The 21,591-nt window shown below is 71.2% G+C and carries 21 protein-coding genes; 13 read left to right on the forward strand and 8 right to left on the reverse strand.

Annotation, left to right across the window (positions count from 1 at the left end; all coding sequences use genetic code 11):
- From AB0I81_RS36800 to rph, 7 genes are all read left to right on the forward strand, one after another.
- A complete protein-coding gene (locus tag AB0I81_RS36800; RefSeq protein ID WP_360666627.1) occupies positions 1-1,017 on the forward strand; it encodes a sugar ABC transporter permease in 1,017 nt (338 codons plus the stop codon).
- On the forward strand, positions 1,017-1,871 hold the full coding sequence (locus tag AB0I81_RS36805; protein ID WP_360666630.1) for a carbohydrate ABC transporter permease: 855 nt from the start codon (positions 1,017-1,019) through the stop codon (positions 1,869-1,871). Before AB0I81_RS36800 ends, AB0I81_RS36805 begins: the two co-directional genes overlap by 1 nt.
- Positions 1,872-1,879: 8 nt before the next feature.
- The gene (locus AB0I81_RS36810; RefSeq protein WP_360666633.1) at positions 1,880-3,058 is read left to right on the forward strand and encodes a hypothetical protein; all 1,179 of its coding nucleotides are present in this window, start codon (positions 1,880-1,882) and stop codon (positions 3,056-3,058) included.
- A complete protein-coding gene (locus AB0I81_RS36815; protein WP_360666636.1) occupies positions 3,052-4,038 on the forward strand; it encodes a hydroxyacid dehydrogenase in 987 nt (328 codons plus the stop codon). The genes AB0I81_RS36810 and AB0I81_RS36815 overlap by 7 nt, the downstream gene beginning before the upstream one ends.
- Positions 4,035-5,036, forward strand: a complete 1,002-nt coding sequence (locus AB0I81_RS36820) for a D-2-hydroxyacid dehydrogenase (protein WP_360666639.1) — start codon at positions 4,035-4,037, stop codon at positions 5,034-5,036. Before AB0I81_RS36815 ends, AB0I81_RS36820 begins: the two co-directional genes overlap by 4 nt.
- 1 nt (position 5,037) lies before the next feature.
- Positions 5,038-6,195 (forward strand): enolase C-terminal domain-like protein, encoded by a 1,158-nt coding sequence (locus AB0I81_RS36825; RefSeq protein WP_360666642.1) that lies wholly within the window; start codon positions 5,038-5,040, stop codon positions 6,193-6,195.
- 78 nt (positions 6,196-6,273) lie between these two features.
- Positions 6,274-8,919 (forward strand): rifamycin-inactivating phosphotransferase, encoded by a 2,646-nt coding sequence (gene rph / locus AB0I81_RS36830; protein WP_360666645.1) that lies wholly within the window; start codon positions 6,274-6,276, stop codon positions 8,917-8,919.
- A 47-nt stretch (positions 8,920-8,966) separates the two neighbouring features.
- Here the strand turns inward: rph and AB0I81_RS36835 are convergent, their stop codons facing one another.
- Both AB0I81_RS36835 and AB0I81_RS36840 read right to left on the reverse strand, forming a co-directional pair.
- A complete protein-coding gene (locus tag AB0I81_RS36835; protein ID WP_360666647.1) occupies positions 8,967-9,383 on the reverse strand; it encodes a hypothetical protein in 417 nt (138 codons plus the stop codon).
- Positions 9,384-9,452: 69 nt separating this feature from the next.
- Positions 9,453-10,580: an epoxide hydrolase family protein gene (locus tag AB0I81_RS36840; protein WP_360666650.1), complete on the reverse strand. Its 1,128-nt coding sequence runs from the start codon at positions 10,578-10,580 to the stop codon at positions 9,453-9,455.
- A gap of 160 nt (positions 10,581-10,740) precedes the next feature.
- Here AB0I81_RS36840 and AB0I81_RS36845 point away from each other — a divergent pair, with 160 nt between their 5' ends.
- Positions 10,741-11,511, forward strand: a complete 771-nt coding sequence (locus tag AB0I81_RS36845) for a hypothetical protein (protein WP_360666653.1) — start codon at positions 10,741-10,743, stop codon at positions 11,509-11,511.
- Between the two features lie 35 nt (positions 11,512-11,546).
- Here the strand turns inward: AB0I81_RS36845 and AB0I81_RS36850 are convergent, their stop codons facing one another.
- Positions 11,547-11,954 (reverse strand): ATP-binding protein, encoded by a 408-nt coding sequence (locus AB0I81_RS36850; RefSeq protein WP_360666656.1) that lies wholly within the window; start codon positions 11,952-11,954, stop codon positions 11,547-11,549.
- A gap of 198 nt (positions 11,955-12,152) precedes the next feature.
- Between AB0I81_RS36850 and AB0I81_RS36855 the strand changes: the two genes are divergently transcribed.
- Both AB0I81_RS36855 and AB0I81_RS36860 read left to right on the forward strand, forming a co-directional pair.
- Entirely contained in the window at positions 12,153-12,761 is a 609-nt protein-coding gene (locus AB0I81_RS36855; RefSeq protein ID WP_360666659.1) for a TetR/AcrR family transcriptional regulator, read from the forward strand.
- A gap of 1 nt (position 12,762) precedes the next feature.
- Entirely contained in the window at positions 12,763-13,242 is a 480-nt protein-coding gene (locus tag AB0I81_RS36860) for a DUF6653 family protein (RefSeq protein WP_360666662.1), read from the forward strand.
- Here the strand turns inward: AB0I81_RS36860 and AB0I81_RS36865 are convergent.
- The 3 genes from AB0I81_RS36865 to AB0I81_RS36875 all read right to left on the reverse strand — a co-directional run bounded on the left by AB0I81_RS36865 (position 13,235) and on the right by AB0I81_RS36875 (position 15,931).
- Positions 13,235-13,951 carry an ABC transporter permease gene (locus tag AB0I81_RS36865; RefSeq protein ID WP_360666665.1) on the reverse strand — a complete coding sequence of 239 codons (717 nt, stop codon included), beginning with the start codon at positions 13,949-13,951 and terminating at the stop codon, positions 13,235-13,237. The genes AB0I81_RS36860 and AB0I81_RS36865 overlap by 8 nt on opposite strands.
- 166 nt (positions 13,952-14,117) lie before the next feature.
- Positions 14,118-15,140, reverse strand: a complete 1,023-nt coding sequence (locus AB0I81_RS36870) for an LLM class flavin-dependent oxidoreductase (protein ID WP_360666668.1) — start codon at positions 15,138-15,140, stop codon at positions 14,118-14,120.
- Between the two features lie 47 nt (positions 15,141-15,187).
- Complete coding sequence (locus tag AB0I81_RS36875; protein ID WP_360666671.1) at positions 15,188-15,931, reverse strand: NUDIX domain-containing protein; 744 nt, start codon at positions 15,929-15,931, stop codon at positions 15,188-15,190.
- Between the two features lie 142 nt (positions 15,932-16,073).
- On the opposite strand from AB0I81_RS36875, the gene AB0I81_RS36880 reads away from it, so the two are divergent.
- A complete protein-coding gene (locus AB0I81_RS36880; RefSeq protein WP_360666674.1) occupies positions 16,074-16,724 on the forward strand; it encodes a TetR family transcriptional regulator in 651 nt (216 codons plus the stop codon).
- Positions 16,725-16,755: 31 nt separating this feature from the next.
- Here AB0I81_RS36880 and AB0I81_RS36885 read toward each other — a convergent pair whose 3' ends face one another.
- Positions 16,756-17,772, reverse strand: a complete 1,017-nt coding sequence (locus AB0I81_RS36885; protein ID WP_360666677.1) for a substrate-binding domain-containing protein — start codon at positions 17,770-17,772, stop codon at positions 16,756-16,758.
- A gap of 105 nt (positions 17,773-17,877) precedes the next feature.
- On the opposite strand from AB0I81_RS36885, the gene AB0I81_RS36890 reads away from it, so the two are divergent.
- The gene (locus AB0I81_RS36890) at positions 17,878-19,140 is read left to right on the forward strand and encodes a glycoside hydrolase family 30 beta sandwich domain-containing protein (protein WP_360666680.1); all 1,263 of its coding nucleotides are present in this window, start codon (positions 17,878-17,880) and stop codon (positions 19,138-19,140) included.
- Between the two features lie 15 nt (positions 19,141-19,155).
- On the opposite strand, the gene ilvY is transcribed toward AB0I81_RS36890, so the two are convergent.
- Positions 19,156-20,028, reverse strand: a complete 873-nt coding sequence (ilvY, locus tag AB0I81_RS36895) for an HTH-type transcriptional activator IlvY (RefSeq protein WP_360666683.1) — start codon at positions 20,026-20,028, stop codon at positions 19,156-19,158.
- Between the two features lie 90 nt (positions 20,029-20,118).
- Here ilvY and AB0I81_RS36900 point away from each other — a divergent pair, with 90 nt between their 5' ends.
- Positions 20,119-21,582, forward strand: coding sequence for a hypothetical protein (locus AB0I81_RS36900; protein WP_360666686.1), 1,464 nt, complete (start codon positions 20,119-20,121; stop codon positions 21,580-21,582).
- Positions 21,583-21,591: the final 9 nt, after the last annotated feature.

The following is a 21,591-nucleotide window of genomic DNA, read 5'->3' on the forward strand; positions in this document are numbered from 1 at the left end:
ATGACGACCACCGGCACCGCCCCCGCCCCCGCTCCCGCGAGGGAGCGGGCGGCGCACAGGAACCGGTCACCCGCCGAGCGCGGGCCGGAGCGCGCCGATCACTCCCGCGAGCGCGTGCGCGGCCTCGACAGGGTCTGGCTGATCGTCTTCCTGACGCCCTTCCTGCTGCTCTACCTCGGCTTCACCATCTGGCCGCTGATCGCGACGATCTACTACTCCTTCTTCGACTGGTCGGGCATCGGCCCGATCGAGAACTTCGTCGGGACAGGCAACTACGGCACGATCCTGGCCGACCCGCTGTTCTGGGTCTCGGTGGTCAACACGCTGCTCTTCGCCCTGCTGACGACCGTCATCAAGTTGCCGATCTCGCTGCTGGCGGCGATCGTGCTCACCCGCAAGTGGCTGCGCGGCAAGCGGTTCTTCAGGACCGTGTTCTTCGCGCCGCTCATCATCCCCGTCGCCATGGCGGGCCTGGTCTTCACCTACCTGCTCAACCCGTCCAACGGCGCGCTGAACGCGATCCTGCGCGACCTCGGCCTGGTCGACCGGGGCTTCGACGTGTTCGCCAACCGGTGGAGCGCGCTGCTGGTGCTGGTGCTCGTCTCCATCTGGCAGATCTTCGGCCAGTACATGATCTACTGGATCGCGGCCCTGCAGAACGTGCCGGAAGAGGTCTACGAGGCGGCCGCCATCGACGGCGCGGGGGAGTGGAAGAAGCTCACCCGCATCACGCTGCCGATGATCAAGCCGGTCGCCCTGATCATCACCCTGCTCGGCCTGGTCAACGCCATGCACGTCTTCGGGCTGGTCGTCACGCTCACCGCGGGCGGGCCCGGCACCAGCACCTACGTGGTGTCGTACTTCATCTACCAGAACGCCTTCGGCGCGGTGCCGTTCGCCTACGGTTACGCCTCGGCCGCGGCGCTGCTGTTCTCCGTCATCGCCTTCGTGCTGGTCTCCGCCCAGGGCGTCGCGGTGCGCCGGGCCCAGCGGCTCAGGAAGGAGTACGGCGTCTGATGGCGACGACCACTCAGGCCGGCCGGCGCAGTCACGCCGTGCGGGCCAACCTCATCGCCCTGCCCATCCTGCTGGTGATCGGGCTCGTGTGGGTCTACCCCTTCCTGTGGACGATCTCGGCCGCGTTCAAGACCCAGGCCGGCATGTTCACCAGCGGCGCGAGTCTCGCGCCCGACCAGCTGAACTTCGACAACTTCGTCCGGGCCTGGGTCAACGCCGGGTTCTCCGGATACTTCTTCAACACCGTGCTCTACTCGGCCGCCTCGACCCTCATCGAGCTGGTCAAGGCGGCCCTGTGCGGCTACGTGCTGGCCAGGTACGAGTTCCCCGGCCGTACGCTGCTCTACCGGATGATCGTGGGGACCCTGTTCATCCCCGTCGCCTCGATCATCGTGCCGCAGTTCGTGCTGATCGAGAACCTCGGCCTGCTGAACACGCGCGCCGGGGTCATCCTGGCCATGTCCGGCGGCGCGGGCGCGCTCTACGTCCTGCTGTTCGTCGGCTTCTTCGCCAGCGTCCCCAACGACCTGTTCGAGGCGGCCAAGCTCGACGGGGCCGGCTTCCTGAAGACCTTCCGCCTCATCCTCCCGCTGGCCAAGCCGGTCATCGCGGTGGTGGTCATCTTCCAGTTCATCAGCGGCTGGAACGAGTTCAACATCCCGCTGGTGTTCACCCTCGGCCAGCCCGACCTGCAGAACCTCGCCGTCGGCATGTTGTCGTTCCAGGGCGAGCACGCCACCGACTGGACCGGGTTCGCCGCCGGCATGACGATCTCGTTCCTGCCGATGCTGATGATCTTCCTGTTCTTCCAGAACTACTTCACGCGCGGCCTGGCCGGCGCCACTAAGGGGTGACAGCCCGCTTGGAGATCAACACCCCGGCGGTGCGGCACGGCGCGTTCGCCTACACCTGGGACATCGTGGGCGACCCCGAGGGGGCCGAGCGCATCGCCGGGCTCGGCGTGATCACGGTGACGCTGCAGGCCGCCTACCATTCGGTCCGGGCCATCACGCCGTGGCATCCGCGCCACCGCGTCGTGCGGGCCGACCACGCGGCGGCCTACTTCCGGCTGCGCCCCGAACGCTGGCGCGGGCGGCTGCGGCCGTACCCGCCGGACTGGGGGGTGCCCGACGAGGACAGGTTCGGCACGGCACTGGCCGCGCTGGCGGCGGCCGGGCTGCGGGCCGAGGCATGGCTGGTGCTCACACACTCCTCGGTGCTGGGGCGCCGGGCGCGCGACCTGACGGTCACCAACGCCTACGGCGAGTCCTACCCGCACGCGCTCTGCCCCGCCCAGCCCGCCGTCCACGACTACGCGATCACGCTCGTGGGCGAGGTCTGCGAGCAGTACGACGTGCCCGCGCTGATGCTGGAGGCGTGCGGCTGGCTGGGTATGGAGCACGCCGGCCAGCACGAGAAGACCTCCGGCGCCCACCTGTCCGACTGCGGCAGGGCGCTGCTGTCCATCTGCCTCTGCCCGGCCTGCCGGCGCGGGCTGGCCGGGCGCGGCCTGGACGTCGAGGAACTGGCGCGCGACGTGCGCGCCGCCGTGGACGCGGAGCTCCAGCGGGGCGTCCCGGCCGGGACGAGCCTGGACGACGCGCTCGGCCCCGAACGTGCGCGGGCCCTGTACGACCATCGCGCCCGCGTCATCGCGGACCTGGTCCGCGCCGTGGCGGAGCCGGCCGGCGGCCGCGAGCTGCTGCTCATGGCCACCGACGACCCGCAGGTCACCGGGCCCGACGTGGGCATCGACCTGGCCTCGTTCGACGCTCCGGTCGACGGGTACGTGCTCAAGTGCTGGGGCCGGGAGGAGGAGGCGCTGGCCCGGGTGAAGGCCGCGGCGGGCCGTACCGGGGTGCCGCTCGTCGCCAACGTCACCGTGCTGGAGGACGGCCACGCGCGCGTCCCTGACCTGGCCGCCGACCTGATCGCCGCGGGCGCGCGCCAACTGCGTTACTACCATGCCGGGCTCGGCTCACCCGCCCGCCTGGCCAGTTTGCGGGCCGCGGCCCGGATCTCGAGGGAGAATGAATGCTGAACGGCCTGTACGTGATGGACCCCAACCGTTTCGACGACGTCTACGGCCCGCAGGCCAGGGCCGCCATCGAGCGGCATCTCACCATCGCCTCGCCCCCGCTCACCGCCGACCGGCTCACCGCCGGCGTGCTCAACGACCTGGAGGTGCTGGTCACCGGGTGGGGCGCGCCCAGGCTGGACGCCGAACTGCTCGCCGCCGCGCCCAAGCTCTCGCTGGTGCTGTACGGCGCGGGATCCATCCGCCCGCTGGTCACCCCGGAGATGTGGGCCAGGGGAGTCCGGGTCACCTCGGCGGCCACCCCGAACGCCGCCCCGGTCGCCGAGTTCGTGCTCTCGCAGATCCTGTACGCGCTCAAGCACGGCTGGCGGTACGTGCTGGGCGCGCGCGCCGCCGCCGCCTCCGTTCCGCGCGCCCACGAGATCGGGGCCTACGGCGCGACGGTCGGGCTGCTCTCGCTCGGCGCGACCGGCCGGGCCACGGCGCGGCTGCTCGCCAACCACGAGCTCGTCGTGCAGGCCCACGACCCGTACGCCGACCCGGCGCAGGCCGAACAGCTCGGGGTGCGCCTGGTCGGCCTGGAGGAGTTGTTCGCCACCTCCGACGTGGTCAGCCTGCACGCGCCGCTCACCCCGGAGACGCGCGGCATCGTCGGCGCCACGCTGCTGGAGTCCATGAAGCACGACGCCACCCTGATCAACTCGGCGCGCGGCAGCCTCGTCGATGAGGCCGCGCTGGTGGACGTGCTGAGCCGGCGCAGCGACCTGTTCGCCGTCCTCGACGTCACCGATCCCGAACCGCCCGTCGCCGGATCACCGCTGTTCACGATGCCCAACATCGTCGTCACGCCGCACGTGGCGGGCAGCCTGGGCCACGAGCGGCGGCGTCACGGGCAGGCGATGGCCGAGGAGATCGCCCGTTACGTCGCGGGGGAGCCGCTGCTGTACGAGATCACCGAATCCGCCCTGGCGAGGAGGGCATGAGCACCACCACCCTGGTGCTGCTGCCACCGCCCGATCAGGAAACGGCGGCCCGGCCGCAGCGTGACCCGGACACCGTGGGCTGGGCCGCCCGGCTGGAACGGGAGGTGCCGGGGCTCGTCGTCCTCGAACCACAGACCGACGAGGAGGCGGCGCACGCGCTGGAGCGGGCCGACGCCGCCTACGGCTCGCTGCCCGAGGAGCTGCTGGCCCGCGCGGGACGGCTGCGCTGGCTGCAGGCCCCGCAGGCCGGCCCGCCTCCCGGGTTCTACCACCCGGCCCTGATCGAGCACCCCGTGCAGGTCACCAACATGCGTGACACCTACACCGACCACGTCGCCGCGCACACCCTGGCGCTGGCGCTCGCGCTGGCCAGGGGCCTGCCCAGGTACGTACGCGAACAGGCCCGCGCACACTGGGCACCCGACTGGGACCCGGCAGCCGTGCTCCCCCTGAACGAGGCCACCGCCCTGGTGATCGGGGTCGGCGCGATCGGAGCCGAGGCCGGCAGGCTGCTGGCGGCGTTCGGCACCACGGTCGTGGGGGTGGACGCCCGGCGCGCCGGCCCCGTGCCGGGCTTCGCCGAGGTCTCGCCCGCCCGCGACCTGGACCGGCTGCTTCCAACGGCGGACCTGATCATCGTCGCGGTCCCGCACACCCCCGCCACCGAGGGGCTGCTGGACGCGCGGCGGCTGGCCCTGGCCAAACAGGGGGCCTACGTCGTCAGCATCGGCCGCGGCCCCACCGTCCGGCTCGACGACCTCCTGGCCGCCCTGTCCTCAGGGCGGCTGGCCGGCGCGGCCCTGGACGTCTTCGAGACCGAACCGCTGCCCGCCGATCATCCGCTCTGGCGGCGTCCCGACGTGCTCATCACCCCGCACGTGGCCGGGGTGGGACCGCATGCCGCGCAGCGGCGCTTCGCCGTGCTGCTGGAGAACGCCCGGCGTTTCGTGGCCGGGCAGGAGCTGATCAATGTGGTGAACAAGGCTGAATGGTACTGAGATGAACCGGATAGCACGCATCGAGATCTTCACCGTGGGCCTGCCCTCGTTGCGCGACTTCGCCGTCGCGGGCGGATCGGTCGTCCGGAGTGGCCGCCCGGCCGTGAGAGTCCTGGTCAAGGTCACGGCCGACGACGGCGCCGCCGGGTGGGGCGAGGCCACGCCGATCCCGTCCTGGACGTACGAGACCACCGAGTCCATCGTCTCCACCATCGAGGGCTACCTGGCCCCGGCGGCCGTCGGCCGGCCGCTGTGGGACCTGGACGGGCTCAGCCGCGCCTTCGACCGCACCATCAGCAAGGGGTTCTCGATCGGCATGCCGCTGGCGCGCGCGGCGGTGGACGTGGCCTGCCACGACGCTTTCGCCCGCAGCCTGGGCCTGCCGCTCGGCGAGCTCTGGGGCCGGCGCAGGCGCGACACCATCGAACTGGCCTGGATCGTGGCCCCCGGGTCGGCGGCCGACGCCGCCGCCTCGGTGGCCGAGGGCCGCGCGCACGGCTACCGCCACCTCAAGGTCAAGGTCGGCCTGCACACCGAGGAGGAGGACGTGGCCATCGTGGCCGCCGTGCGCGCCGCCGCCCCCGACGCCGTGCTCTGGGTGGACGCCAACCAGGGTTACACGGCCGCCACCGCGCTCCGCGTGGCCAGACGCCTGGCCGACCTGGACATCGCGGTGTTCGAGCAGCCGCTGCCGTCCAACGACATCGCCGGCCTGCGCCGCCTGCGTGAGGCCAGTCCCGTCCCGGTGGCCGTGGACGAGAGCCTGCGTCACCCGAGCGACCTGGCGACGTTCGTCCGGCTCGACGCCATCGACATCGCCGTCGCCAAGGTGCAGCGCTGCGGCGGCCTGACGCTGGCGCTGCGCCAGTGCCAGTTGGCCGAGGACTGCGGCCTGGTGGTGATGGGCTCCGGCCTCACCGAGTCCGACATCGGGCTGGCCGCCTCGCTCCACCTGTTCGCCGCGTTCGGCGTGGACACGCCGGTCGACCTCAACGGCCGGCAGTTCATCGCCAGCCCCTACGCCACGGAACCGGCCATCACCGTCTCCGACGGCATCGCCCACGTGCCCACCGGCCCCGGCCTGGGGATCGGCGTGGATGAGGAGGTGGTGCGCTCGCTGGCCCTCGAACCGGCGCGGGTCGTGACCCGGTGGCGATGACCTCCCGGCCATGCCGCGGGTACTACGCGGGACCCGCTGATATTTACAATACAGTGCATGCCTGTATTGTAAATGTCCATGACCGCCTACGTACTCGGGTTTCATGACATCGACAAGACGCAGCTTGCCCTGGTTGGAGGCAAGGGTGCCAATCTTGGTGAGCTGTCCGCGATCAATGGGGTTCGCGTGCCGTACGGATTCTGTGTCACCACGGAGGCGTACCGGATGATCGTGGAACTGGACGCGGAGGTCGGCGCGCTGATCGACGGGCTGGCCGGGCTGCGGGCCGATGACCGGGCAGAGATCGCCGAGGCGTGCGCACGCCTGCGCGCCACCATCGAGGGCCTGGCCGTGCCCGAGGAGGTCCGGCGTGACATCACCCGGCACCTTCAGGAGATGGGGGAGGAGGACGTGCCCTGCGCGGTGCGCTCCAGCGCCACCGCCGAGGACCTGCCGTCCAGTTCCTTCGCGGGCCAGCAGGACACCTACCTCAACATCAGGGGCGCCGAGGAGGTGATCGACGGGGTACGGCGGTGCTGGGCGTCGTTGTTCACCGACCGCGCGGTGGCCTACCGCATCCGCAACGGCTACGACCACCGCGCCGTCCGGCTGTCGGTGGTCGTCCAGCAGATGGTCTTCCCGGACGCGGCGGGCATCCTGTTCACGGCCGACCCGGTCTCCGCCAACCGCGCGGTGGTCTCGATCGACGCCGGGTTCGGCTTGGGGGAGGCGTTCGTCTCCGGGCTCGTCAATGCCGACAACTACCAGGTCAGAGCGGGTCAGATCATCGACAGGAAGATCGCCGCGCAGACGAGGGAGCTGCGCGCCGACCCGTCGGGCGGCACCCGGGAGCAGCCGGTCGAGCCCGCGCGGCAGAACGCCCAGAAGCTCACCGACGAGCAGATCCTGCGCCTCGAACGCCTCGGCCGGACGATCGAGGCGCACTTCGGCCGGCCCCAGGACATCGAGTGGGCCCTGTACGACGGCCGGCTCCACGTGCTGCAGAGCCGTCCCATCACCACGCTCTACCCCGTGCCGCCCGCGCACGACGGCAAGAACCACGTCTACATCTCCTACGGGCACCGGCAGATGATGACCGACGCCTTCGCCCCTCTCGGCCTGTCGTTCTTCGCCCTGCTGCACGACAAGCTCGGCCGCACGGCCGGCGTCGTGGCGGGCAACCGCTTCTACAAGGACGTCTCGGCCGAGCTCACCTCCGCCTGGGCCAGGCCCGCCACCCTCAAGAGCCTCGGCCAGGTCGATGTGCTCATGGCCAACGCCCTGCGGACCGTGCTGAAGCGCAAGGACTTCGTGGCCTCGATGGCGCACGGCAAGACCTCGATGCTGGACTTCGGCGACAGCGGCCCGCTGGCGATCGGCCGCCAGTATCTGAGACTCGCCCGCGAGGACGATCCCCGCGTCGTGCCGGAACTCATCACCCACACCGAGGAGACGGTGCGGCGGTGCGAGCGGGATCTCGCGGGCAAGTCCGGCGACGAACTGTTCCAGTACATCATCGACGACCATGCCGTGCTGGCCCGGCTCACCTTCGACCCCCTCAGCATCGCGGCGGCCTTCGTCGGCATCCAGTCGGTGAACTGGGTCAACAAGCACATGGCGGACTGGCTGGGCGAGAAGAACGCCGCCGACGCCATCGCCCAGTCCGCCGATCACAACGTGGTGGCCGCCATGGGCCTCGACCTGCTGGAGGTCGCCGACGTCGTACGCGAGCACCCGGACGTCATGCGCTACCTGGAGACCGCCCGCCCCGACACCTTCTTCACCGCCATGGCGCACCTCGACGGCGGCGACGACGTACGGGCCGCCGTACAGGACTACCTGCGCAAGTACGGCATGCACTGCGCGGGCGACATCGACATCACCCGCACGAGGTGGAGTGAGGATCCCACGCTCCTCGTCCCCCTCATCCTCGGCAACATCAGGAACTTCCCGCCCGGCGAGCGCGACCGCAGGGCGGAACGGGGCCGCGTCGAGGCCGAACGCACCATCGACGACCTCCTGTCCAGGGTCAGGCGGCTCCCCGGCGGCGCCGCCAAGGCCAGGAAGGCGGCCAGGAAGATGAGCCTGATCCGCCACTTCATCGGCTACCGCGAGTACTCCAAGCACTCCCTGCTCCTGCGCTACGAGCTGTACAAGCGGGCCCTCATGACCGAGGCGGCCAAGCTCGCCGACCGGGGCGTCGTCAAGGAGGCCGAGGACGTGTACTTCCTGTCCATCGAGGAGTTCCGGCAGGCGGTCAACACCGGCGACCTCGACTACTCGATCATCGTCCAGCGCAGGGAGGCGCACGAGACGTACCAGAGACTCACCCCGCCCCGCGTGATCACCTCCGAGGGCGAGGTCATCTCCGGCGAGTACGACGCCGCGACCCTGCCGGAGGGGGCGATGGCCGGCGTCGCCGTCTCGGCGGGCGTCGTGGAGGGCCGCGCCCGGATCATCCGCAGCATGGCCGAGGCCGACGTGGAAGAAGGGGACATCCTGGTGACGGTCTTCACCGACCCGAGCTGGTCTCCGCTGTTCGTCTCCGTGAAGGGGGTCGTCATGGAGGTCGGCGGCGTGATGACGCACGGCGCCGTGGTGGCCCGCGAGTACGGCCTGCCCGCCGTCGTCGGGGTGGAGGCGGCCACCGAGCGCATCAAGGACGGGCAGCGCATCCGCGTGAACGGCAGCGAGGGGTTCGTGGAGATCCTGCCGAACCCCTGACCGGCGGCCACCTCCCGCCCGCGGGGCTACACGAACCGCCCGCGGGGCTACACGAAGGTGATCTCCGCGGCGCTGACCCCGGTCCTGCTGGTCAGCGGGGTGAGCACGCAGGTGATGGTGACGATGTTGGGGTACTCGATCACCTGGACGAGCAGGCTGCCGGCGAACGCCCCCGACACGATCGTCCCTGTGTAGGTGTGTCGAACCTGTGCTCGTACATGTGCGCCAGGGGCAGCCAGTTGCCGGGCGCCGGCGGGCGATGGGGGCGGCGACGCGGATCGGGGTGTAGGTCGCGAAGGTGGTGTTCGATCCGCGCCGTCCGCGTGCACCTCGACCGAGATGAGCCCGGAGGTCGGCAGCGCCGCCGCGGTCATCAGCTCGTTGAGGTCGAGCAGTTCGGTGAGCTCAGGCGGCGGCAGGCCGATGCCCGCCGCCGGTGCGGGCGTGACCTCGGCAGCGGTCACCGGGGTCGAAGCCGCCAGCACATACCCGACGAACGGCCCTCAGGCCGATGTACCGTCGCCTGCTCTTGATCACTTATCGTGACAACCTCCGGCGAAGAAGGCGCGCACGTCCTCGACGAAGATCTCCGGCTGCTCCAGCGCGGCGAAGGTGCCGCCGCGTTCGTGTTCCACCCAGCCGACGATGTTGTTGTCACGCTCGGCGAAGCGGCGGATGGGCCGCAGGATGTCCTTGGGGAACACCGAGATCGACGTGGGCACGGTGGCCGGCTTGAGCTCCCACTCCACGCTGGTGTCCTGGTCGGTGTCGGGCGTCTCGACGAACGAGCGCGCGGCCGAGCCCGCGGTGTTGGTCAGCCAGTAGAGCATGACCGTGGTGAGCAGCCGATCGGGATCGATGTCGCCGTCGCTCCACTCGCGGTAGACGCCGGCGAACCAGGCCAGCAGCGCGACGGGGGAGTCGGCCATGCCGTACGCGAAGGTCTGCGGCCTGGCCGACTGGATGAGCTTGTAGCCGTACTGCTCGCCCATGTACCGCTCGCGGAAGGCCAGCCGTTCCTGCTCGACCTCGCTCAGGTCGTCGAACTCGCCCGGGGCGCCGATCGGGAAGCAGATGATGCCGTTGCCGTGCATGCCGACGACCCGCTCGGGCGCGAGGACGCCGACCTCGCGCGAGATCCAGGTGCCCCAGTCGCCGCCCTGTACGCCGAAGCGCCGGTAGCCGAGCCGGTCCATGAGTTCCAGCCAGGCGCGGGCGATGCGGGTGGAGCCCCAGCCCATCTCCTTGGTGGGACCGGACAGGCCGTAGCCCGGCAGGGAGGGGATGACCAGGTGGAAGTCGCGGCTGAGCGGTTCGATCACGTCGAGGTATTCCAGCGGGGAGCTGGGCCAGCCGTGGGTGATGAGCAGGGGCAGGGCGTCGGGGGCGGCGGAGCGGACGTGCAGGAAGTGCACGGGATGCCCGTCGAGGTCGGTGACGAACTGGTCGTGCCGGTTCAGCCCGGCCTGCGCGCGGGGCCAGTCGTAGCCGGTGCGCCAGTGCTCGACCAGGTCCTTGAGATGGGCGAGCGGGACGCCGTACCGCCACCCGTGGCCGGGAACCTCGTCCGGCCAGCGCACCCGGTCGAGCCGCGCGCGCAGGTCGTCGAGGTCGGCCTGGGCGATGTCGAGACGGAAGGGCCGGATGTCATGCGGGGTCAAGGTTCTCCTCAGGTTGTCGTACGTCGTACCGTACGGCATACGGTACGAGCGCGCAACCCGGATCTGGCCGCTTTCCCGTTGGCTCCCGGTTGAAGAACGGGCGAGGATGGGGATGACGACACTGCCCGGGGCGGTGCGGAAAGGCAGGTAACTCAGCGTGATGCGGCTCTCGATCCGGCTCCTGCCCGTCGAAGAGACCACCTTGGTGATCGCCCTGAGCGGAGAGCTCGACCGCGGCACCAGGCCGGACCTGATGGTCGTGCTCGATTCGATTCCACCGTCCCCGCTCACGCACGTCATCGTGGCGGCCGGCGATCTGGAGTTCTGCGACCCGGGCGGGCTCGACGGGCTCGCCGTCACACACCGGTTGTTGCAGGGCAGGGGCGGTTTCCTGGCCATCGCGGAGCCTCAGCCGCTCCTGTGCCGGTTGATCGAGCTGATGGCCGAGCGCGACGCCTGGCCTCCCATCGCGCTGTACCCGAGCCTGGGCACGGCGCTGTGGGCCACCGGCGTCGAGGCTCACCCCTCGGACGCGCCGCCGATGTCCCGGCATCTGCCCCGAATGCGCCGGCTGCCCGGCGCCCCGAGCCGTTCCCAGCGTCGGTCGGCGGCCCCACCACACCCTGAACCGGTCGAACGGACGCCGGTCGAACGGACGCCGGTCGAACGGACGCCGGTCGAACGGACGCCGGTCGAGCAGATGCCTGTGGGGCAGGTGCCGATCATGCAGGTGCCGGTCGCGCCGATCATTGTGCGGTCCCGGGCGCTGCACGAGCAGGCCGTTGACCGCCGTCGGGTCGGAGCCGACCGGCTCGGCGTGACGCGGGAGGCCAGGCAGAGCCTGGTGGAGGCCCGCCTGCGCTGCAGGGACAGCCTGATCGCCCTGCGTGCCACGCGCCGCAGCCTGCTTGCGGCCTCAACCGCCGGATGACGCTCCCGGTGATCGCGGGCCAGGCCGGGACACCGTCAGGGGGTGTTGCGGGTCGTCGCGTAGTCGATGCGCAGCCGCAGCCGGGAGTGGCCGCCGGGATGGTCGAGCGTCACCTCGTCGCACAGCCGGCGGATCACGTTCAGGCCGTACCCGTGGTGGCTGTCGGGGTCGGGGGACAGGCGGAGGTGGTCGGCGGTCAGCGTGCCGGCGTCGTCCACGATGTCGACCTGCACCCCGGCTTCATCGGCGCGGGCCGTCAACGTGCCGGCGCCACCATGGTCCAGAACGTTGCCCGCGGCCTCGTTGACGGCGATGACCAGGTCATACAGCCGGGTGCCCGACAGCCCCGCGACGGCGGCGAAGTCACGCAACTGGCGGCGTAGCAGCGCCAGGTCGCCGGTGATGGGAGAGTGCAGGACGAGCGGGTTCCGTTCCTCGGCCATGTGTCATGAATCCTCGTGTCATAAATCCCCGACGTAGTCGGTCGCGACGTCACGGGCGCTCTCAATGCCCCAACGAAAGGAGCTTACGCGCCAACGGCTTCAGCGCGGCAAAACATCCCCAACTCCAGCGAGCTTGGACATATCCACTCTTTGGCCTAAGCTATGACTGTATATCCGGATCGGTCATAGGTAGGATTCGTGGCAGTCGCCTTCACGCAGCAGGAGCGGGAGCGCATCACCGCCCGCCTGCTCGACACCGCCGAAGGGCTCTTCGCCGCCCAGGGCCTGGCGAAGACCTCGCTGGAGGAGCTCGTCGCGCCGGCGGGCATCGCCAAGGGCAGCTTCTACGCCTTCTTCGACTCCAAGGAGACGCTCTACAAGGAGGTCATGATCCGCCGCGCACCGCAGGTCGGGCAGCGGCTGAAGGACGCGCTCGGCCGCCCGCCGAGCACGGAGGCGCTGGCCGAGCTGATGCGGCAGGTGACCACGATCCTGACCACCGACCCGTTCTACCGGCGGCTGCTCACCCACCCCGACGAGCTGAAGGCGGTGGCCCGGCGGGTCGGCCCGGAGGAGATCGCCCGGGTGACGCCGCAGATACTCACGCCGCTGCTGGACTACCTCGCCCGGGGCCAGCGTGACGGCCTGATCGTCGGCGATGTGGAACCGATCGTGCTCGTCGGCGTGCTGCGTACCGCCGGGCTGATCGTGATGAACCGCGACCTGTTCGGTGACGGCTACGACCAGGTGCTGGAAGCCACCACACAGGCCCTCGCACGCGGGCTGATCATCTCGAACGGAGACTGACATGGGCGCTACGTCGAGAGTGGCGAGCCTCTTCCGCATGACGGACGAGGCGTGGGAGCGCCACGCCAACCCCTGGAGCGTATGGACCCGGTTCGCCGCGATCCCGCTCATGATCCTCGCGATCTGGAGCAGGGCGTGGCTCGGCTGGTGGTGCCTGGCCCCGATCGCCGCCGTCATCGTGTGGTTGTGGCTGAACCCGCACGTCTTCCCGCCGGTTCACGCGCCGCGCAGCTGGGCCGCCAAGGGCATCTACGGCGAGAAGTTGTGGCTGCGCAACCGGTCGATGATCTCCGCCGACCACCGCAACGTCCAGCGCCTGCTGGTCGCGGTGGGCCTGATCGGCTTCATCGCGCTCGGCTTCGGCCTGATCGCGCTGGAGATCTGGCCGACCGTCTTCGGGGCGAGCCTCATCGTCCTGGGCCAGCTCTGGCGGATCGACCGGCTCGGCCGGTTGTATGAGGAGCAGCAGAGGCTCACGTGAAGTAGCCGCGCGCGACCATGTCGGTCGTAACCAGGATGGCCATGGCCTCGGCCGCCAGCAGCGCCACCAGGACCACGAGCTGCACGATCCCGGCCTCGATCGGGCTCGCCCCGCCGAGCAGCATGCCCACGAAGGCGCCGGGCAGCGTGACCAGTCCCACGGTTCTGGTCTGGTCCAGCGCGGGCACCAGGGCGTGGTTCGCCGCGGGGCGGCAGATCTCCAGCGCCGCGTCCCTCGGCGGGAGGCCGAGCGCCAGCGCCGCCTCCACCTCTCCCCTGCGCTGGCGCAGTTCGTCCACGGCCCGCCGTCCGGCCAGCGAGGTGGCGGTCATGCAGCCGCCCAGCAGGATGCCCGCGATGGGGATCACCACGATCGCGTCCATGGAGATCACCCCGGTGCCGGCCAGCAGGGCGAGCACCGGCGCGGTGCCCGCGGCGATCGGCACCGCCGCCCACCAGGCCGCCCGGCCGTCGGTGACGCGCCGGCCCGCGGTGAGGGCCGCGACGCCGTACATGAGCAGGATGAAAGCCGTCGCGGCCGCGAAGTAGGCGACGACCCACGTGATCAGGGCGGAGACCGCGCCGAGTTGCACGGCCGCCCGCAGGCAGGCGGTCAGTACGGCCCTGCCGTGGCCCAGGCGGCCCAGCCACGCCACCAGGGCGCCCAGCCCGACGAGAACCACCAGGACCACGGGCAGGAGAGGGGTCAAAGAGATCAATGAAGAGGAACGCACAGCCAGTACTATCCCGCCGCCGGCCCGGCGACGCCTCCCGCAGCGCGCCGGGCGGACCGGTACGGTGCCGTTCCCGCAGCACGCCGGGCGGACCGGTACGGTGCCGTTCCCGCAGCGCGCCGGGCGGACCGGTGCGCTGCCGTCAGCGCCAGCCGAGCTCGGGGGCGACGTGGGTCAGCACCGAGGACAGCAGGTGGGCGTTGTAGTCTACGCCGAGCTGGTTGGGCACCGTCAGCAGGAGCGTGTCGGCCGCGGCGATCGCCTCGTCGGCGGCCAGCTCCTTGACGAGAACGTCGGGCTCGGCGGCGTACGTGCGCCCGAAGATGGCCCTGGTGGTGGCGTCGATGAAGCCGACCTGGTCGGAATCTTCGCGCTCGTGACCGAAGTACGCGCGGTCCGTCTCGTTGACGATCGGCATGATCGAACGGCTCACCGACACCCGCGGCTCGCCCTCGTGACCGGCCTCCCGCCACGCCTCCCGGTAGGCCGCGATCTGCTCGGCCTGCTGCACGTGGAACGGCTTGCCGTTCTCGTCGTCCTTGAGCGTGGAGCTCATCAGGTGCATGCCCAGCCCGGCGGCCCACTTCGCGGTGGCGTTCGAGCTGGAACCCCACCAGATCCGCTGCCGCAACGTCTCCGAGTGCGGTTCGAGGCGCAGCAGGCCCGGCGGGTTGGGGAACATCGGACGCGGGTTCGGCCGGGCGAACCCCTCACCCTCCAGCACGTTGAGGAAGACCTCCGCGTGCCTGCGCGCCATGTCCGCCTCGGTCTCGCCCTCCGCCGGCTGGTAACCGAAGTGGCGCCAGCCGTCGATCACCTGCTCGGGTGATCCCCGGCTGATGCCGAGCTGAAGCCGCCCGCCCGCGATGAGGTCGGCCGCGCCGGCGTCCTCGGCCATGTAGAGGGGGTTCTCATAGCGCATGTCGATGACGCCCGTGCCGATCTCGATCCGGCTGGTCCGCGCGCCGACGGCCGCCAGCAGCGGGAACGGGCTGGCGAGCTGCCGGGCGAAGTGGTGGACGCGGAAGTAGGCGCCGTCGGCACCGAGCTCCTCGGCGGCCACCGCCAGGTCGATCGACTGCAGCAGGGTGTCGGACGCGCTGCGCGCCTTGGAATGCGGCGATGACGACCAATGCCCGAAGCTCAAGAAACCGATCTTTTTCATGCGCCTGTCAACCTTCCTCGCGTCAAAGACATTCCGCGAGGGGGCCTTCACGGGGGCGGGGAAGCCTCTGCCGCGTATCGGCGGACGATCGGCTCCAGGTAATCCACGTGCGGCCCGTCAAGCCCGGCGAGATCGCCGGCCGACCGCACCCGGGCGATGCGATCCAGTTCCGGCTCACACCCCCGGGCACGGTCGGCCGCCACCAGCGCGGCATAGCACGTCTGCAGCGTCCGCCATGACTGTTCGGGCGCGCGGAACATCACGCCGGTGTTGCCATGCTTGCCGCGGGCCATCGCCCACAACGTCAGTCGCGCGGGCGGCACGTGGAGCCCGATCTCCTCGGCCAGTTCGCATACGGCCTCACGCCGGAGGGCGGCCTCGTCGAGGACCTGGTCGCCGCCGGGGGGCTCGACCGACCCGCCAGGCAACTGCCAGCGGCCCGGCGCCGCCGTCGAGGCCGACATCCGCGCCACCAGCAGGCCGCCCTCCACCGGCTGCACCACGCTGACGTACAGGGAGGGCAACCACGCGGTCACGCCGGCCCGCCGCAACGCGTAGTGCCGGTACGTCACCCGCGCCCAGTCCAGGACCAGGCTGCCCTCGCCCTCCCACCGCACGCCCGCGCACGCCGCCACGGGACCGTCGAACAGGCTGGGGTTGGCGGTCACCTTCTCCTGCCACACACGGTCCCGGGCCGCCGCGTCCGCACGCGACAGCGGCGGCGCCCCGGTCTCCTGGAGCCGGATCCGGCGCACCTCGAACACCTCGGCCACGGGCAACGTTTCGGTCACCCTTCGAGTTTAGTGGCTCACGGCCTGCGACCGCCCGGATCCGGGCCCGCTGGATGACCTTCACGCTGTCCCCGCACCAGGTGACGGCCAGTTCGCGGAGGTTTCCCTACGATGCGGTGATGGCTGACATGGAGGAGGCGTGATGGCGGGCAGGACTGCGCGGCCCGAGCGGGGGAGCGCGACGCGAGAGGTGATCCTGGCTACGGCGGAGCGGTTGTTCGCCGAGCACGGTGTGCATGCGGTGTCGAACCGCCAGATCAGCGAGGCGGCGGGGCAGGGCAACAGCGCCGCGGTGGGCTACCACTTCGGCACGAAGGCCGACCTGGTGCGCGCCATCGCGCGCAAGCACGCCGAGGAGATGGAACGGCTGCGGGTGTGGATGGTCGCCGACGTCGCCGGCTCCGCGGACGTTCGCGGCTGGGTGGCCTGCCTGGTACGCCCGTTCACCCGGCACTTGGAGGACCAGGGCGTGCCCAGCTGGTACGCCCGGTTCCGCGCCCAGGTGATGGCCGATCCGGCGCTCTACCAGATCACGGTGGAGGAGTCGCTGCCCTCGCCCTCGTTGCGACTGCTCGTGGACGGGCTGAACCGGTGCCTGTCCGACTTGCCGGCCGACGTGCGCGAGGCGCGCTGGGCCATGGCCCGCCAGGTGATCGTGCAGATGTGCGTCGAGCGGGAACGCGCGCTCGCCGAGGGCGACCCCACCTCCCAGCCGAGCTGGGAGGACCTGGCCACCAGCCTGATCGATGCGATCGTCGGGCTGCTGCAGGCGCCGGTGACGCCCCGCTCGTGACGGCCGGGACGGGCGGGGGTGTGCCGTGCCCTCAGGCGGGTCGGGGAGGCGCGGTGCTCTCGCGTACGACGAGTTCGGTGGCCAGTTCGACGCGGTTGTGCGGCAGCGGCTCGCCCTGGGCCAGGGCGAGCAACATCGTGGTCGCCGCGGCGGCCATCTTGGTCAACGGCTGGCGGATGGTGGTCAGCGGCGGGATGGTCCACCGGATCGACGGCATGTCGTCGAAGCCGATCACGCTGAGATCGTCCGGGATGCGCAGCCCGAGCCGGTGGGCGGCGTGGTAGACGCCGATGGCCTGGCCATCGTTCGTGGCGAAGATCGCGGTCGGCGGGTCGGGCAGGCGCAGCAGGCGGTGCGCCTGCGCCAGGCCGCCTTCGATGAGGAAGTCGCCCCGGCCGATCAGCTCCGGATCGACGGGCAGGCCGGCCATGTCGAGGGCCGTGCGGTAACCGTCGAGGCGGGCCCGGCTGGACAGCGCGGCGTCGGGGCCGGTGATGATGGCGATGCGGCGGTGGCCGAGTTCGAGGAGGTGGCGGGTGGCGGTGAGCCCGCCGTTCCAGTTGCCGACGCCGACCGAGGGGACGTTCTTGCCGGGGACGTCGGCCGGATCCAGCAGGACCAGCGGGATCTCCCGGCGGGCGAGTTGTTCGTGCTGGGCCTCGGTCAGGCCGGAGAACACCGCGATCACGCCGCTCGGGCGGCGCCGCAGCACCCCCTCCAGCCAGGCGTCTCCGGCGGCTTGGTCGCGGCGCAGGTCGGAGATCCCGACCGTGAGGTGGTGCTCACGCGCGACCTCCGCCACCCCTTTGGTGATCTCGACGGGATAGTCGCCCTCCAGCGCGTGGAAGACCAGCTCCACCAGGGCCGTCGGGGTGGAGCGGCGGCGCTGGCGCCGGTAGCCGTGGCGGCGGATGAGCTCCTCCACGGCGGCGCGGGTCGCGGAGGAGACTTCGGAACGGCCGTTCACGACCTTGGAGACCGTCGCGGTGGAAACCCCGGCCAGCTCGGCGAGCTGAGCAAGGGTTAACGGGGACGACTCAACGGTCATGGCGGCAGTCTAGCCACGCGGCGCCGCAAGAACGGTTGACGAGTCGCGGCGGGCGGCTTACCTTCGCCAATTATGGGAGCGCTCCCAAATATCTGAGGAGGAGATATGGGTGAGCGGAGTTCGCCGAGCCGGAGAACCGTACTGGCGGCGATGGGGGCCGTGCCGGTCCTCGCGGCCACGACGCCCGCGGCGGCGACGGCCGCCGCCGCGGTGGTCATCGATCAGTCGGCGCGGCGGCAGACGATCCGCGGCTTCGGCGGCATGACCCACACGGCCTGGATCGGCGACCTGACGGCCGCCCAGCGGGAGACGGCGTTCGGCACCGGTGAGGGCAGGCTGGGGTTCTCCGTGCTGAGGATCCCCGTCCCGGAAGACCAGGCGGCCTGGAGCCGCGACGTGGCGACGGCGCGGCGCGCGTCCGAACTCGGCGTGACCGTCATCGCGTCGCCGTGGAACCCGCCCGCCCGCATGGTCGAGACCTTCGTGCGCGGCAGCCAGACCAACGCCAGACGCCTGCGGTACGACATGTACGGCGCCTACGCGCAGCACCTGAACGACTTCGCCACCCACCTGCGGAACAACGGCGTGAACCTGTACGGCATCTCCGTGCAGAACGAGCCCGACTACGCGCACGACTGGACCTGGTGGACCCCCGCCGAGCTGGTCCGCTTCCTGCGGGAGAACGCCGGCTCGATCGGCACCAGGGTCATCGCGCCCGAGTCCTTCCAGTACCTGAAGAACATCTCGGACCCGATACTGAACGACCCCGTGGCGCTCGCCAACGTGGACATCATCGGGGCCCACCTCTACGGCACGCCGCTCGCGAACTTCCCCTACCCCCTGTTCAAGCAGAAGGGCGCGGGCAAGGAACTCTGGATGACCGAGGTCTACCACCCCAACAGCAGCGATTCGGCCGACCTGTGGCCGCAGGCGCTCGACGTGGGGGAGCACATTCACCGCGCCATGGTGAACGCCGAGTTCCAGGCCTACGTCTGGTGGTACATCCGGCGCGGTTACGGCCCCATGCGGGAGGACGGCCAGATCAGCAAGCGCGGCGCCAACATGGCGCACTTCGCCAGGTTCGTCCGCCCCGGTTACGCGCGGATCGAGGCGACGGCGAACCCGGCGTCGAACGTGCACGTCTCGGCCTACCGGGGCGGCAACTCCACGGTCGTCGTCGCCATCAACAAGGGCGCCTCCTCGGTGAGCCAGCAGTTCACCCTGGTGAACGGCGCCGCGTCCAGGGTCTCGTCCTGGCTGACCGACGCGGGCAGGAACGTCGCGCCCCAGGGCACGACCGGCGTGTCGAACGGCTCCTTCACCGCCACGCTGCCCGCCCGGAGCGTGACGACCTTCGTGACCGCCTGACCGGGGACCGGGCTCTCAAGGGGCGGGCGATGTGTCCGTCAGGCTCCACAGCGCCGACACCAGCGGGCGCCGCAGATCCGCGCGGCGCACGCACAACCCCACCTCCAGCGGCGCCGGCGCCGGATCGGCGGGCACGACGCGCACCTGATCGCGTACGGCGCTCATCTCCAGCACCATCCGGGGCACGATCCCGGTGCCGTACCCCAGCGCGACCAGGGCCAGCAGCGCCTCGTGCCCCTCCGGCTCCGCCACCACCTCCGGCCGCCACGGCCGCCTGGCCCGCAACCAGCGGTCGGCGGCCTCCCGTACCAGGCCGCGGCGCGGCAGCACGAAAGGACCGTCCAGCCCGCCGTCCCCGAGCCCGCTGTCGTCGAGCGCGGTGACGAAGAGCAGGTCGGTGGTGGCCACCGTGCGGCCGATCAGGGACGCGGGCAGCCGCGCCGGGATCGCCGCCACGGCCGCGTCCACCTCGCCCTCATCCAGCCGCGCCAGCGCCACGGCCGCCTCACCCGTCCGCAGATCGAGCCCGATCCGCGGATGCGCCGCGCGCAACGGCGCCAGCAGCGCGGGCAGCACCGCCTGGCACGCCGTCACCGTCGCGAACATCCCCAGCCGCCCCGACAACTCGCCGGGATCGACCTCCCCCTGCCGGTAGGCGTGCCACAGATCCAGCGCCGACACCGCGTACTGGCGGAAGCGCCGCCCCTCGGCGGTCAGCGCCACCCCGCGCGGCCCCCGATCGAACAGCCTGCGCCCGAGCCTCGCCTCCAGCCGCTGCACCATCCTGGTCAGCGTCGCCGGGCTGACATGACACTCCTGGCTCGTCCTGCCGAAGCTCAGCGTCCGCGCCAGGTGCAGGAATACGTGCAGCTCACGATGGTCTTCCATGGCTGCCACCTCGGCCTTTCACCTGATGCAACGGCCCGCTGCACATGTTGCGCTTGCCGCGGGATCGGCACGGATCCTACAACTGCTCCCATGAACTCCTTCACCTCCGCCGTCTTCCCCCTGGAGACCATGGACGTGCCCGGCGGCATGGAAACGGTCCTGCGCGGCGGCCGGCACCTGTTCCCGCTGTTGCCCGCCGCCTTCGCGGGCGTGCGGCGCGTCGCGGTGATCGGCTGGGGGCCGCAGGGCCGCGCCCAGGCCTGCAATCTGCGCGACTCCCTGGCCGGCACCGGCGTCGAGGTCGCCGTCGGCCTGCGTCCCGGCTCCGCCTCGCTCGCGAGCGCCCGCGAGTGCGGCTTCACCGAGCAGGACGGCACCCTCGGCGACTGGCTCGCCGTCGCCGCCTCCGCCGACCTGGTCATCCTGCTCATCGCCGACGCCGCGCTGGCCGCCTGCCACCAGGAGATCTTCGCCGCGCTGCGCCCCGGCGCGGCCATCGGCCTGTCGCACGGCTTCCTCCTCGGCCACCTGCGCGCCACCGGCGGCGCCTTCCCCGACGGGCACGACGTCATCGCCGTGTGCCCCAAAGGCATGGGCGACTCCGTGCGCCGCCTGTATCTGCAGGGCGCGCAGGTCAACGGCGCCGGCATCAACGCCAGCTTCGCCGTCCACGCCGACGCCTCCGGCCGCGCCACCGAACTCGCGCTGGGCTGGTCGGTCGCGCTCGGCTCGCCGTACACCTTCCGCACCACCCTGGCCAGTGAGTACCTGTCCGACATCGTCGGCGAGCGCGCCATCCTGCTGGGCGCCGTGCACGGGCTCGTCGAGTCCCTGTACGGTCACCACCGCCTGGCCGGCGACGACCCCGTCACCGCCTACGAACGTTCCTGCGAGAACATCACCGGCCCCATCGCCCGCACCATCTCCCGCTCCGGCCTGGCCGCGGTGCGCGAGCACCTCGACGCCGGCGGGCGCGCCACCTTCGACCGCGCCTACGCCGCCGCCTACGGACCGGCCAGGGACCTGATCGCCGAGATCTACGACGAGGTCGCCGACGGCACCGAACTACGCAGCGTGATCCTCGCCGAGCGCCGCCTGGCCGACCGGCCGATGAGCCCCATCAGCGGCTCACCCATGTGGGCGGCCGGGGACGCCGTGCGCGCCCGCCGCGGCGAACGCGCGCCGGCCATCGAGCCGTTCACGGCGGGGCTGTTCACGGCCACGATGATGGCCCAGGTCGACGAGTTCGCCGAACGCGGTCACCCCTGGTCGGAGATCGTCAACGAGTCGGTCATCGAGGCGGTGGACTCGCTGCTGCCGTACATGCATGCCCGGGATGTGGCGTACATGGTGGACAACTGCTCCCGCACGGCCCGCCTCGGCGCCCGCCGCTGGGGACCCCGCTTCCAGGCCGCCTACGAGCAGATCGCCTTCCCCGCGGCCCGGCACCCCACCGGCGAGGCACACGTGACCGCCTTCACCGACCACCCGATCCACCAGGCCCTGGCCACGGCCGCCAAACTCCGCCCCTCGGTGGACATCGCCCTCACGTAACATCCGCCA

This window comes from Nonomuraea sp. NPDC050404, assembly GCF_040655495.1.
Lineage (GTDB): Bacteria > Actinomycetota > Actinomycetes > Streptosporangiales > Streptosporangiaceae > Nonomuraea.